The organism is Aciduricibacillus chroicocephali (assembly GCF_030762805.1).
GTDB lineage: Bacteria > Bacillota > Bacilli > Bacillales > Amphibacillaceae > Aciduricibacillus > Aciduricibacillus chroicocephali.
In genome coordinates this window covers 1916698-1930829 of record NZ_CP129113.1, presented here as the reverse complement: position 1 = coordinate 1930829, position 14132 = coordinate 1916698, and the positions used below count along the sequence as shown (strand labels likewise).

Annotated in this window: 16 protein-coding genes; all 16 read left to right on the top strand. The window is 41.5% G+C overall.

Annotation, left to right across the window (positions count from 1 at the left end; translation table 11 throughout):
- Nucleotides 1–153: 153 nt before the first annotated feature.
- The 16 genes from flgK to ftsX all read left to right on the top strand — a co-directional run bounded on the left by flgK (nucleotide 154) and on the right by ftsX (nucleotide 14100).
- A complete protein-coding gene (flgK, locus tag QR721_RS10110; RefSeq protein ID WP_348026551.1) occupies nucleotides 154–1680 on the top strand; it encodes a flagellar hook-associated protein FlgK in 1527 nt (508 codons plus the stop codon).
- A gap of 6 nt (nucleotides 1681–1686) precedes the next feature.
- Nucleotides 1687–2565, top strand: a complete 879-nt coding sequence (gene flgL / locus QR721_RS10105) for a flagellar hook-associated protein FlgL (protein ID WP_348026549.1) — start codon at nucleotides 1687–1689, stop codon at nucleotides 2563–2565.
- Between the two features lie 71 nt (nucleotides 2566–2636).
- Nucleotides 2637–3206 (top strand): DUF6470 family protein, encoded by a 570-nt coding sequence (locus tag QR721_RS10100; protein WP_348026547.1) that lies wholly within the window; start codon nucleotides 2637–2639, stop codon nucleotides 3204–3206.
- 30 nt (nucleotides 3207–3236) lie between these two features.
- Nucleotides 3237–3668: a flagellar assembly protein FliW gene (fliW, locus tag QR721_RS10095; protein WP_348026545.1), complete on the top strand. Its 432-nt coding sequence runs from the start codon at nucleotides 3237–3239 to the stop codon at nucleotides 3666–3668.
- Complete coding sequence (gene csrA, locus QR721_RS10090) at nucleotides 3668–3898, top strand: carbon storage regulator CsrA (protein WP_348026543.1); 231 nt, start codon at nucleotides 3668–3670, stop codon at nucleotides 3896–3898. The genes fliW and csrA overlap by 1 nt, the downstream gene beginning before the upstream one ends.
- 83 nt (nucleotides 3899–3981) lie before the next feature.
- The gene (gene flaG, locus QR721_RS10085) at nucleotides 3982–4332 is read left to right on the top strand and encodes a flagellar protein FlaG (RefSeq protein ID WP_348026539.1); all 351 of its coding nucleotides are present in this window, start codon (nucleotides 3982–3984) and stop codon (nucleotides 4330–4332) included.
- Nucleotides 4333–4347: 15 nt separating this feature from the next.
- Complete coding sequence (locus QR721_RS10080) at nucleotides 4348–5892, top strand: flagellar hook-associated protein 2 (protein ID WP_348026537.1); 1545 nt, start codon at nucleotides 4348–4350, stop codon at nucleotides 5890–5892.
- Between the two features lie 31 nt (nucleotides 5893–5923).
- Complete coding sequence (gene fliS, locus QR721_RS10075; RefSeq protein WP_348026535.1) at nucleotides 5924–6319, top strand: flagellar export chaperone FliS; 396 nt, start codon at nucleotides 5924–5926, stop codon at nucleotides 6317–6319.
- Nucleotides 6319–6672, top strand: a complete 354-nt coding sequence (gene fliT / locus QR721_RS10070) for a flagellar protein FliT (RefSeq protein ID WP_348026534.1) — start codon at nucleotides 6319–6321, stop codon at nucleotides 6670–6672. The genes fliS and fliT overlap by 1 nt, the downstream gene beginning before the upstream one ends.
- A gap of 184 nt (nucleotides 6673–6856) precedes the next feature.
- Nucleotides 6857–7414: a ribosome hibernation-promoting factor, HPF/YfiA family gene (hpf, locus tag QR721_RS10065; protein ID WP_348026532.1), complete on the top strand. Its 558-nt coding sequence runs from the start codon at nucleotides 6857–6859 to the stop codon at nucleotides 7412–7414.
- 310 nt (nucleotides 7415–7724) lie between these two features.
- Nucleotides 7725–7907: a hypothetical protein gene (locus tag QR721_RS10060; RefSeq protein ID WP_348026531.1), complete on the top strand. Its 183-nt coding sequence runs from the start codon at nucleotides 7725–7727 to the stop codon at nucleotides 7905–7907.
- Nucleotides 7908–8133: 226 nt separating this feature from the next.
- A complete protein-coding gene (gene secA, locus QR721_RS10055) occupies nucleotides 8134–10659 on the top strand; it encodes a preprotein translocase subunit SecA (RefSeq protein WP_348029829.1) in 2526 nt (841 codons plus the stop codon).
- A gap of 47 nt (nucleotides 10660–10706) precedes the next feature.
- Nucleotides 10707–11808 (top strand): peptide chain release factor 2 gene (gene prfB / locus QR721_RS10050; RefSeq protein ID WP_348026529.1). Its coding sequence is split into 2 segments (ribosomal slippage): nucleotides 10707–10778 and nucleotides 10780–11808, totalling 1101 coding nucleotides; the frame shifts between segments, so codons are not numbered across the junction.
- Between the two features lie 112 nt (nucleotides 11809–11920).
- Nucleotides 11921–12292: a cytochrome c551 gene (gene cccB / locus QR721_RS10045; protein WP_348026527.1), complete on the top strand. Its 372-nt coding sequence runs from the start codon at nucleotides 11921–11923 to the stop codon at nucleotides 12290–12292.
- A gap of 238 nt (nucleotides 12293–12530) precedes the next feature.
- The gene (gene ftsE / locus QR721_RS10040; RefSeq protein ID WP_348029828.1) at nucleotides 12531–13217 is read left to right on the top strand and encodes a cell division ATP-binding protein FtsE; all 687 of its coding nucleotides are present in this window, start codon (nucleotides 12531–12533) and stop codon (nucleotides 13215–13217) included.
- Nucleotides 13207–14100: a permease-like cell division protein FtsX gene (ftsX, locus tag QR721_RS10035; RefSeq protein ID WP_348026525.1), complete on the top strand. Its 894-nt coding sequence runs from the start codon at nucleotides 13207–13209 to the stop codon at nucleotides 14098–14100. Before ftsE ends, ftsX begins: the two co-directional genes overlap by 11 nt.
- Nucleotides 14101–14132: the final 32 nt, after the last annotated feature.

The window sequence follows — 14132 nt, the reverse complement described above, 5'->3', positions numbered from 1 at the left end:
GAAAAGTCCCATTCAGTTGGGTTTTTCTTTGTCCTAGCTGAATGCCGGATAAATTTATAAGACTGTCAAAGTAACTCGCGTTCATTTGGGGCAGGAAATGCATTACAGTCTATTAATCTAAAATAAGACTTTGAAACATAAAGGAGCAGCGACATGAGCACATTCCACGGTTTGGAGATGGCCAAGCAGGCGCTATTCACCCAGCAAATGGGTCTCTACACAACAGGCCACAATATTTCCAATGTCAATACAGAAGGTTATTCAAGACAACGAGTCAATTTTGAAACACTCTCACCATACCCGTCTGCATCACGAAACCGTCCGCAAATGCCAGGCCAGATCGGCCAAGGTGTTAAGGCAGGAACTGTGCAGCGCATGCGCGACTCTTTCCTGGATACACAATACCGTTCCCAAACGAGCCGTGCTTCTTATTGGTCAACAAAGACTGACGCACTCTCACGTATGGAAAGTGTTATGAACGAAATCTCAGGCGGCGATGGGTTGAATAAGGTGCTCGATGACTTCTGGAAGTCTTTGCAGTCGTTGTCGACGAATGCTACGAATTCAGGTGCTCGTGATGTTGTGGCTAATAAGGGCCTTGCGGTTGCAGAAACATTCAAATACCTATCAACTTCTTTGGAAGGGATCCGCACAGATCTAAAAACTCAAATTGGTGACGCTGATGGTACAAGTGGAAAACTTGGAGATGCCAATTCTCTGCTAAGACAAATCAACTCATTGAACAAACAAATCAGCGAGATTGAACCACATGGCTATTTACCAAATGATCTTTATGATCAGCGCGATGTTCTCATTGATCAGTTATCTCAAATTGTGAATATCAAGGTAACTTATGAAAAGAGCTCCAACAGTTCATTGGATATAGCTGATGGAATTGCCAATATTGAATTGGAGGATGCAACAGGAAATTCATTTAATCCTGCATTTAGCCTATTAACTAAAGGCGATATGACAAAGGCAGATAGCGAATTGAAAAAATTCACAATAGCTTACGGTGACGGTGAAAATAATTCAATTTCGGAAATAAAATTCGGTGACACAGTCGTTCCTATTGATAAAGTAGATGGTTCATTAAAAGCACTATCGGAGAATTATGGGATTAAGAACGGCGACAAGAATTACTACACAAAAATGCTTTCCGATTTAGATAAAATGGCAAGTGAATTTATCAAAGCATTCAATGAGATACACAGCAGTGGATATGGGTTGGACGGTACAACAGGCCGCAATTTCTTCACAGGAACAAAAGCGAGCGATATTAACGTAAGCTCGGAAATTTTGCAAAACACGGATGCGATAGCTGCCAGCCTAGAGGCCAATAATAAAGGCGATGGCCAAAATATGCTCAAATTGTCTGATGTTATTACTGAACCAATATCCGGTCTTGGTACTAATACTTCTGTAAAAACTTATTACCAGAAACTTATTGGAGAATTGGCGGTTAATACGCAAGAGGCTGGCCGTAATGCAAAAAATACTGCACTTCAACAAGCTAATGTTCAAAATGACCGTCTTTCTGTCAGTGCCGTATCCCTTGATGAAGAAATGACAAATCTACTAAAGTTTCAGCATGCATATAATGCTTCAGCCCGAAGCATGACTGCTATGGATGAACTGCTTGATAAAATTATTAACAGTATGGGTCTTGTAGGGAGGTAATCGATAATGCGAATTACACAGGGCATGATGACGAATAACATGCTGAATAACTTGACTAAAAGTTTTAATAGCATGAACAAGTATATGGATCAATTGAATACTGGTATGAAAATTACGAAGCCTTCCGACGATCCATTCATTGCAATCAAGGGGCTAGGATACCGGTCACAACTAGTACAGGCTGAGCAATACAGCAGTAACGCAGCTGAAGTACATCAGTGGATGGATAACTCGGATGGTGCATTGGACCATGCAACACAAGGTTTGCAGCGTCTTAAGGAGCTTGCAACACTAGCTTCCAACGGTACGAATAGTAAAGATGAACTTGAGAATATTGCTAAAGAAGTAGATCAGATTAAAGAAGACTTGATGTCGATTGCCAACTTAAAGGTGAACGATAAATATATTTTTAATGGAACGAATACGACAGTACCTCCATTTGGTAGTGATGGACAGCCAAGTGCTGGCTTTGCTGATCAAAAACCTGTTAAAGTTCCAATTTCCCCAGGAGTTGAATTGACAGCGAATGTTAATGGGCAGACAGTTTTTGGCGGAGATTTCTTTGCGAATATTGATAATTTCTCTCAGGCATTGAAAAGTTCTGATAGTGCGAATATAGATCAATATATTTCTAAAATAGATACGAACATTGAATCGGTCGTTAACGCTCGTGCCGACTTGGGTGCCCGTATGAATCGACTTGATCTGGTCGAAAACCGACTCTCTCAACAAGAGCTAACAGCGAAGGACATTATGTCCAAAAACGAAAACGTTGACTATGAAAAAGCGATTACGGATCTGCTGACACAAGAGACAATGCATAGAGCAGCGCTTTCTGCAGGTGCGCGTATCATGCAGCCGTCCCTCGTCGATTTTCTAAGATAATTAAAGAACCTGGACCTGCATGAGGCGTGTCCAGGTTTTTTTCATGACAGTACATAAGGAGGCGAGAGCATATGCAATTGCCACAGATACGAATGGAATCAAAGCTAGGCCAAATTTCTCTGCAAACCATCAACGCAAAGCAGGAGATTCGCCAGCCGCAAGCAGATTTATCAATTGAACAGCCACATGCGGAAATCACAATGCATACAAAGCCTGGAAAACTGACAATTGACCAGTCAAAAGCTTTTGAGGAAATGAACTTGATGAGCATTTTGCGCAGGAATGATAAATTTGCCCAAGAAGGGATGCAGGCAATACAGGAGGGAATTGGTCGACGTGCAGCTGAAGGGACGGAGCTGATGCGCATTGAAGATGGTGGAAATCCACTCGTCTCTCAAGCTGTTAATTATGCCAATCCCCCAATGAAGACACTGGCAATTAAATTTGTCCCATCTTACGGTTCGGTGAAAATCAATTATGAACCGGCAGACCTGGATATACAGGTGACCCCTCAGAAACCGCGTATTGACGTACAGATAAATAAGCCTGAAATGACCTATACTCCTGGCCGTGTTGAAGTGGGCATGCTTCAAAAGGCAGAACTGAATATAGATTTTGTAAATCTTTTTCCGGGAAAATAATAAAACAAACTTTTGAAAAAGGGTGGAATTATGCAAATTCATACTAAGTATTTGGGCGAACTGACAATAGAAGAGAAACAGATAATTCATTTCCCTCATGGATTGCCTGGCTTTCAGGAGGAGACGCGGTTTGTCCTCATGAATTTGCCAGATGGCGGAATGTTTGAAGTATTGCAGTCGGCTGAGACTCCTGAACTTGCCTTCATCGTTGCCAGCCCTTATCACTTTGACCAAAGCTACAAGGTGGAGATAGACGAAGCAGTACAAGAGTCACTTGAAATTGAACAACCGGAAGATGTGGCGATATACGGTATCGTTACAATTCGTGATCCATTTGCGAAGAGCACAATTAATTTGAAAGCCCCACTTCTCATAAATGTGAACAAGCAGCTGGCTAAACAGCATATCCTCACAACTGATCATTATGTAACTAAGACGCCGATCATGAAGGAGGAAGCGTAATGCTTGTACTAGGCAGAAAAGTGAATGAATCTATTCAAATTGGCGACGACATTGAAATTAAGATCATTGCCATTGAAGGGGAGCAAGTGAAACTCGGCATTCATGCTCCAAAGTCTGTAGATATTCATCGCAAGGAAATTTACCTTGATATTCAGAAGGAGAACGGCGCAGCAGCGAATATGCCAGCAAATGTCCTACAGCTTCTATCAAAAAATAAGACTGAGGGTTGAGGAACTTTCCAAAAACAGTTCAATCTACATAATGCCAAGCCGATAATATTAGTGAGTAGAATTAGATAAGAGGAGTTGGCACGATGCGGATTGAACAGGCAGGACTCACACCGGAGATAGCGAAACAGAATGCGGCGAATGAGGCAATGCAGCCGCAACCCGTTTCACCAGCTCAACGTACAGGTGAAAGACAAGCGGATGACAGTACAAATCGATCTGAAGTCATTAAAGCGGTTGACCGGTTCAATGAGATTGCTGAACCACTTCAGACGAACATAGAATTCAGATTCCATGAAAAGCTGAATGAATACTATGTCGTTGTCATTGATAAATCAACAGATGAAGTAGTGAAGGAGATTCCTTCAAAGAAAGTACTGGATATGTACGCGGCCATGACTGAATTCATGGGAATCTTCCAGGACAGAAAGCTTTAAAAGGGGCGAATGAACATGAAAATTGGCGGACTCGCATCCGGTATTGATACGGAAGAACTCGTAAAAAAATTAATGACGGCTGAACGTATGCCACTTGATAAGATGAAGCAGCAGAACCAGAAGCTGACTTGGCAGAGAGATGGGTTCAGAGATATTAATAAGTCTTTGGCTGAACTTGATAAAATGCTCTTCGACATGAGCCTTTCAACAGGCTACAAAATAAAAAATGTTAGCTCAACGCAAGAGAGTGCTGTGACAGCGACTGGGAGTTCAAGTGCGACAGATGGTACTTATGATATTGAAGTGAAAAATCTTGCTAGAGGCGAGATGATCATTAGTGACCAATCTACAAATAGTGATTTTAATATTGATAAAAAATTGAAGGATCTAAATTTCACAGGTAATAAATTAACATTTACAACAGGTAATAATCCGGATAAACCGGTTGAAATTGAAATAGACATTGAAAAGGACACAATTAAAAGTGTTTTAAAAAAAATTAATGATAAAGACGCTGGTATCCGGGCGTTTTATGATGACAAATCAAGTCAAATAGTAATGGAGACAACTTATACTGGAAAGCATAGAGATGAAGAAATTTCATTCGGCAAATATGAAAATAGTGATGGAGCTGACTTTTTTAATGATATTTTAGGTTTTGGGCGATCTCGCGAGGTAGATCCCAATATTCCTGACAAACCACCGGCCGTAAAATACTTTGCGGCTGAAGACGCTGTATTCACTTATAATAATGGGCTTGATCTTACTTCTCCAACCAACAGCTATGAACTAAATGGTATTACTTTCAATTTCAAAAATGAAACAAAGGAAGGCCCGGCAAAACTCTCTGTCACAAACGATACCGATAAAGCATTCGACAATGTTATGAAATTCATTAACAAATATAATGAAGTCGTAGAAAAGTTAAATGGCACGCAACAGGAAGCAAAGTATCGTAACTTCCAGCCACTTACGGATGAGCAAAAGAAGGAAATGTCTGAAGACCAGATTAAACAATGGGAAGAGAAGGCCAAGAGTGGTTTGCTTAAGGGCGAAGGTCTAATTACAAATGCGCTCTTCTCCATGCGAGGTAATTTTTACTCGAAGGTTAACACAGATGGAAAGTATAAATCAATTAGCGACCTTGGCCTCGGTACTTCAAAGAACTATATGGATGGCGGCAAGATTGTCTTGGAAAATGGTTCTGAAGACAAGCTCCGCAAAGCACTTGCTGAAGATCCGGATGCTGTCATGAAACTATTTACAGCTAACGGTTCTGATGAAAAAGGTACTGATGCAGGGATTATAAAAAAATTGCGAGCTTCTATTAAGACCACTACAGATCAAATCAACGAACGTGCAGGTAAGCCTTCCGATACGACAGAGAAATATACAATCGGTAAAAATATGAAAGATTTAGATAAGCGCATTTCCAATTTTGAGAAAAAACTTACCCAAATTGAAACACGCTACTGGAACCAGTTCAATGCAATGGAGAAGGCTATTAACAAACTGAATTCGCAGTCTGCTCAGATGCTTTCACAATTCGGCGGGCAGTAGTACAGCCGAGGATTTCTAAGGAGTGAGGAACATGAACAAGCCACATCAGGCTTATCAAAACAACGCAGTGAATACAGCGACAGGTGCCGAACTTACTTTGATGCTATATAATGGCTGCATCAAATTCATCAAGCAGGCGAAGAGAGATATGGCTGCTAATCACATTGAAGGCAAGAACACGCATATACAGAAAGCACAGAATATCATCCGTGAACTGATGATTACTCTGGATCCGAAAGTAGAGATTTCAAAGCAGTTCGCTCCTCTTTATGATTTCATGCTGAACCGTCTGACTGAAGCGAATATCCAGAATAATGAAGAGGCGCTTGACGAGGTTATGGATCTTGCTGTCGAGTTTCGTGATACATGGAAGCAGGTCATACAGAAGACACGTCAGGTAACTTACGCGCAAGGCGCAGAAGTGTAATGAATCGCCTTAAAGTGATTATGGATGTTTCTAAAAAGCTTGATGAACTCCTTCATTCCGATGAGCATGCAGACGATCGTGATATCCTGATTAGCAAAGCAACCGAACTCATTGAAGAACGCGGTGTTCTCATGGCAGAACTTCAGCCTCCCTTCACTGAAGAAGAAACAAATATGGGAAAAGAGCTTATTCCACTGAATACACGTATTGAAGTCAGGATGACCGAGCTTTTCGAAGAATTAAAAAGGGAAATGAAGGATCTCAAGCAACAGAAACGTTCTAAACAACAATATAAAAACCCATATAGGCATGTAGCGTCCATGGACGGTATGTACGTTGACAGCAAGAAATAATCTCGGAATATTTTCAAAACCTCTCTAATAAAATGTTTGTGTACCTAATGTAAAGGGAATGGATTAGTGTAATGGAACTTAGGTCCTTAAGCTGACGAAACTTGGTCATTTAAGAGGTAAAGCAGGAGTTATCCGACCCTCTGTGGAAAGTAGATTGGCAAGGACGAAAAGGGGGACATTTTTGATGAGATATAATATTCGTGGAGAAAACGTAGAAGTAACCGACGCAATTAAAACTTACATCGAAAAGAAAGTTGGTAAGCTGGAGAGATATTTCAACCATACACCAACATCTGATGTCCATGTGAACTTGAGTGTGTTTAATGATGAACAACGTATTGAGATTACTATTCCAATGACTGATTTACTGTTGCGCGCCGATGTGCGACATAATGACCTGTATGCAGCTGTCGATCTGGCTGTTGATAAGCTGGAGCGCCAGATTCGCAAATATAAAACAAGAGTGAATCGTAAAAACCGCCAACAAGGCAGTGCAAAGATTGTATTCGCTGAATTGGAACAGGAAGCGAATGAGCAGGTCGTTGCAGAGGATGACCAAGATGGTGTTGAAATCGTACGTACTAAGCGTTTCGATTTAAAGCCAATGGACTCTGAAGAAGCTGTGTTGCAAATGGATTTGCTTGGGCATGCTTTCTTCGTCTTTGAAAATGCTGAAAATGGCAGCACGAATATCGTGTATCGTCGTAATGACGGCCGCTATGGTCTGATTGAGCCCAGCTAATTTCATATGCTGATAAAAAGCCTTTCTTACAAGAAAGGCTTTTTTTATTTGCATTGGCCACGAAAATAATACTCAAATCTACAATAAATCCGTCTCTTTGTCGAAAAGAAGTGAACGCTATTCTGAATATTAAATTTGGAAAATAGATTCGACGCTAATTCGACATGTTACGACTGTATTTATGTCGAATTCGCATAAGAAAAAGATAGTATAATGTCGAAAAAGTGACGAATGCAATATTTGGCTATTCGACCAGGCTGTCTTACCTATGTTATAAATAATTCAGCAAGACCAAAGGAGGTATGTGCAATTGCAAAATAAGAAGAAATGCATCTGTTCTGAACTGGAACAGAAAATTTCCCAACATGAAGAAGTGATTACGCAATTGCTGCATATGCTTGCATCATTAAACAAGGCAGTATCTGATCTCGCGGCGAAACAGCAAATTGCGAGACACGCGGGACATCCCCCAGTTCCCACTCCTGCCCATTAAGATCAGCATAGCTTGAAAAGCTTCCCTCATCTCCCTCGTAACTCCCCCTCTTTTATAGCGAACAGAGCCGATTCATCTCCTGAACGGCTCTTTCGCTTTTTATCTGCAGTGCACAGCAGAGGGTCAAAGTTGTCATCTGTAAAGATAAAATGTTATCATATAGGCTGTTGATTATTGATTATTTAGATTCAGTATGTGACCAGATGACCAATTGAGGAGCGCGCATATCATGTCTTTATTAAAAAAGATTTTTGGCGATGGCAACAAGAGACAACTTAAACAAATTTCCAAAATAACCGATCATATAGAATCCCTTGAACCGGATTTTGAAAAACTTACAGATGAACAGCTGCGTGAAAAAACAGCTGAATATAAAGAACGCTTCATAAACGGAGAGTCGTTGGACAAGCTGCTTCCTGAAGCCTATGCGACAGTAAGAGAAGGAGCAAAACGTGTGCTTGGCATGCGTCCTTTCCCTGTGCAGATCATGGGAGCCATTGCTCTTCATGAGGGCAATATCGCAGAAATGAAGACAGGTGAAGGTAAAACACTTGCCTCTACTATGCCTGCATATTTGAATGCGCTGTCCGGTGAAGGTGTCCATGTTGTCACAGTGAACGAATATCTTGCTGAGCGCGACTCTAAGGAAATGGGTAAACTATTCGAATTCCTTGGACTGACTGTTGGTTTGAACGCAAATGAGCTAACGAGTGAAGCCAAAGCTGAAGCATATAATTGTGATATTACTTATACAACGAACAATGAACTTGGCTTTGATTATCTGCGTGATAATATGGTCCTTTATAAAGAACAAATGGTTCAGCGTCCGCTTAATTTTGCAATTATTGATGAGGTCGACTCGATTTTGATTGATGAAGCGAGAACGCCGCTTATCATTTCGGGTACAGCTCAGAAATCTGCTGAACTTTATCAGCGGGCGAACGCGTTTGTTAAGTTGCTGCGTAAAGAAGATGACTACACATATGATGTTAAAACAAAGAGTGTCCAGCTTACTGAAGAAGGAATTAATAAAGCTGAACGTTACTTCCATATCGAGAACTTATTTGACCTTGAACACGTCTCTCTGACGCATCATATCAACCAAGCTTTAAAAGCTCATGTTGCGATGCTGCGGGATGCCGATTACGTAGTACAGGACGGTGAAGTGGTAATTGTTGACCAATTCACTGGACGTCTTATGGCCGGGCGTCGTTATAGTGATGGTTTGCATCAGGCTATTGAGGCAAAGGAAGGACTTCAGATTCAAAATGAAAGCATGACACTTGCTTCTATTACCTTCCAGAACTATTTCCGTATGTATAAGAAGCTTGCTGGTATGACTGGTACAGCAAAGACGGAAGAAGAGGAATTCCGTAATATTTATAATATGGATGTTATCTCAATTCCGACGAACCGTGAAATTGCGAGAAATGATCGCGCTGACCTTATTTATAAATCAATGCCGGGTAAATTCCAGGCTGTCGTTGAAGAGATTAAGGAGCGCAATGAAAAGGGACAGCCTGTTCTTGTAGGTACAGTTGCAGTTGAAACTTCCGAACTGATTAGCGACATGCTGAAACGTGCTGGTGTTAAACATGATGTATTGAACGCGAAAAACCACTATCGTGAAGCCGAAATTATTGAAAAAGCCGGAGAACGCGGTTCTGTAACGATTGCGACAAACATGGCTGGCCGCGGTACAGACATCAAGCTAGGTGAAGGTGTTAAAGAACTTGGCGGGCTTTGTGTAATTGGAACAGAACGTCATGAATCCCGACGTATTGATAACCAGCTTCGTGGTCGTTCCGGACGTCAGGGAGATCCAGGTGAATCATTATTCTATCTCTCCATGGAAGATGAGCTTATGCGTCGTTTCGGTTCTGACAACTTGAAGACAATGATGGAGAAGCTTGGCATGGATGATACACAGCCAATTGAGAGCAAAATGGTTTCCCGTGCTGTCGAATCCGCACAAAAACGTGTAGAAGGAAACAACTTCGATGCACGTAAGACAATCCTTTCCTATGATGATGTACTCCGTGAACAGCGTGAGATTATTTACAAGCAGCGTTTTGAAGTAATTGAAGCTGATGAAAATCTCCGTGAAATTGTTGAGGGGATGATCCGCTCAGCAATTTCCAGACAAGTCAGTGCTCATACTACTGATGAAGACATGGACAACTGGGAATTGGATACAATCGTCGAGTATGCGGAAAACAATTTGCTTGAACAAGGTGATCTGACAGTTGATGAACTGAAAGGCAAAGAGCCTGAAGAAATCACGGATCTTCTAATGGATAAAGTAAAAGTGCGTTATGATGAGAAAGAAGAAGAAATGACGCCAGAGCAGATGCGTGAATTCGAAAAGGTGATCGTGCTTCGTTCCGTCGACTCAAAATGGATGGATCATATCGACCAGATGGACCAGTTGCGTCAGGGAATTCATTTGCGTGCCTATGGCCAAAACGACCCGCTTCGTGAATATCAATTGGAAGGCTACCAGATGTTCGATCAGATGGTTGCTGAAATTGAAGAAGAAGTGGCAACTTATATTATGAAAGCCCAAGTGGCTGAAAGTGAAAACATTGAACGTGAAGAAGTTGCTAAAAACACGCAAGCAGTCGCAGGCGGCGGCACAAATGAAGAAGAAAAGAAGAAAAAGCCAATTGTACATGGTGAGCGGGTTGGACGAAATGATCCGTGTCCTTGTGGGAGCGGCAAGAAATATAAAAATTGCCATGGCAATGGATAAAGATACATGTACGACAGCTGGGCGAAAACTATTAAGAGGTGAATCATATGGAACTATCCGAAATTAAACAGAAGCTTGACCAAATAACTTCGCGCGTCGAAGATTTTAGGGGGTCTCTTTGACCTCGATACGAAGAAAACAAGAATTGGCGAACTTGAAGAACTAATGTCTGCGGGAGATTTCTGGAATGACCAGGAATCAGCTCAGAAAGTCATCAATGAAGCAAACGGGCTTAAAAGTTATGTGAACAGCTTTGAAGAAATTGCAGGCCGTCTGGATGACTTGGAAGTTTCCTATGAACTTGTCAAAGAGGAAAATGACGCAGAACTGTTTGCAGAACTAGAACAAGAAATTCAAACACTCACAAACGATGTCGGTGATTTTGAACTGCAAATGCTTTTAAGCGATCCATATGATGCGAATAATGCCATCTTGGAATTGCATCCAGGTGCGGGAGGAACTGAGTCTCAAGATTGGGCAAGCATGCTCCTTCGCATGTACCAGCGCTGGGCAGAAGATAAAGGTTACAAAGTGGAAACACTCGACTATCTTCCTGGTGATGAAGCTGGTGTAAAGAGTGTCACTCTTATGATCAAGGGACATAATGCTTATGGTTACCTTAAAGCAGAAAAAGGTGTACACCGCCTTGTCCGAATTTCACCGTTTGACTCTTCAGGTCGTCGTCATACATCTTTTGTATCCTGTGATGTTATTCCAGAACTTACTGAAGATGTAGATATCGAGATTAAGTCAGACGATCTTAAAATCGACACTTATCGTTCAAGTGGTGCAGGTGGTCAGCACGTTAACACTACTGACTCTGCTGTACGGATTACCCATACTCCAACTAATACAGTAGTCACATGCCAGTCTGAGCGTTCTCAGATTAAGAACCGTGAGCAGGCTATGAAAATGCTGAAGGCGAAGCTTCATCAACTTGAACTGGAGAAGAAGCAGGCAGAGGTCGCTGAATTGCGCGGAGAACAGAAGGAAATCGGCTGGGGAAGCCAAATTCGCTCATATGTTTTCCATCCTTACTCAATGGTAAAAGACCATCGTACGAATACCGAAGCTGGTAATGTCCAAGGTGTTATGGATGGCGATATTGATCAGTTTATTGATGCATACTTGCGTTCACAAGTAAAGTAGTCTCTTTCTATCGTCCGGGATATGTTTAATATCCCGGACTTCTCTGTTTAATTCTTCCTTGTTCGGTTATAATAGTTAGGAAACTATTAACCGACTAAGGGGGAATGGAATCGTGAAGAAATGGCTTATGGCAATTGTATTTGGCTCCGCTCTAGTACTTGGAGCATGCGGAAATGATGATTCTGACAGCAAAGAGAAAAACAACAATAATAAAACTGAAACATCTAAACCTGCAACACCTGGAGAAAGCAAAGTAGATTCTGCAAAAGCAGAAGAACTATTCTCCAACAACTGTGCTTCATGCCATGCACAAGATTTGTCTGGCGGAGCGGGTCCAAGCTTGAAAAATATTGGTTCACAGCTGAGTGAAAGTGAAATCAAGAAAATCATTGAAAAAGGTAGAGGCGGCATGCCTGGCTTTAAAGGAAACCTTGCCGATGGTGATATCAGTATTCTTTCTACATGGCTTGCCGAACATAAGTAATTCCAAAAAAAGCAGAGACTGCAGATCAGCAGTCTCTGCTTTTTTGCCTTTCATTTTGTCGAAAAGTATTTCAATATGAAATGTAAATGTAATGTTTTTGTGTCGGAATGCGTTGATAAATAGTGTTATAATGAGGTGGATTGCCAGAAGGCTAGCTTGTTCGTTAAGCAAATACATATAAAATTACGACTTAAAATTAACCGGTTTACACAGGAATTAAAGGTGGTATGCAGTGCAGATGATTTCAATGAAAAATGTATACAAAACATATGGAAATGGGGTCACGGCGCTAAACGGCATTAATGTCGAAATTGATAAAGGCGAATTTGTCTATGTTGTCGGTCCAAGTGGTGCCGGCAAATCGACATTTATCAAGCTTATATATAGAGAAGAAAAAGCGACCGCTGGAGATATTGTTATTAATGAAAAAGAACTTTCAACGATAAAAGAGAAACAAGTCCCGATGTTGAGACGGGACATTGGTGTAGTCTTCCAGGACTTTAAGCTGTTGCCGAAACTGACAGCCTATGAAAATGTCGCTTTTGCTATGGAAGTGATTGAAGCTCCGCCTTCCACTATGCGAACACGCGTCTTGGAAGTACTGGATCTTGTCGGGTTGAAGAACAAATCCCGCTTCTTGCCGGATGAGCTTTCTGGTGGGGAACAGCAGCGGATTTCGATTGCAAGGGCAATTGTTAACCGTCCGAAGATTGTCATTGCAGATGAGCCTACAGGCAACATCGATCCAGATACATCTTGGGAGATCATGCAGATCTTCGAGGAAATCAACCGTCGGGGTACGACTTTAATCATGGCGACTCACAGCAGAGAGATTGTCGATACAATCCGTAAACGAGTCATTGCGATTGAGAACGGTACCATTGCAAGAGACGAGGCATTGGGGGAATATGGCTATGAAATTTAGTACACTCTCACGTCATGCCCGAGAAGCGATGAAGAACATATTCCGTAATGGTTGGATGACAGTAGCCGCAGTTGCAGCGGTTACGACAACGCTAGTCCTTGTAGCCGCGTCACTTGCGATCATCCTTAACTTGAATCAGATTGCAAAAAAGGTAGAACAAGATATTCAAATCGATGTCTTAATTGATAATACGGCCGATGAAGCTGATATTAAACTTCTTGGAGAAGAGCTTGAACAGATGGATGGCGTGAAGTCAGTTGTCTTCTCTTCCAAGGAGGACGAGTTAAAGCAGCTTAAGAAAAGCTTCGGAGATAATGCTCGGTCGTGGGAAATTTTTGAGAAGGATAACCCGCTGAATCACGTGTATAAAGTAAAAACATCCAATCCGGAAGATACCGTTGCTAAAGCAAAGACTATCGAAAAGATGAACTATGTAGAGAAAGTGAATTATGGAGAAGAAACAGTAAAGCGCCTGTTCCAGTTTAATAAATACGCACGAGCCATTGGAATCGTACTGATCGTTGGCTTGCTGTTCACGGCGATTTTCCTGATTTCAAATACAATCAAACTGACAATTATGGCACGAAGCAAAGAGATTGGCATCATGAAACTGGTTGGTGCGACAAATGGATTTATCCGTTGGCCATTTTTCATTGAAGGCATGCTCCTCGGACTGCTCGGTTCAGTTGTCCCGATTATCCTGATTCTATCAGGCTATTATTATCTTGATCATTACGTCAAAGGGAAAATCAGTTATTCATTCATGGATCTGCTTCCATATAACCCGTTCGCATTTGAGCTATCCATTATCGTAATATTGCTTGGCGTCTTGATTGGTGTTTGGGGCAGTGTCATGAGTATACGGAAGTTCCTTAAAATATAACCTCATACAATACAAATCAAACAATATCGCAA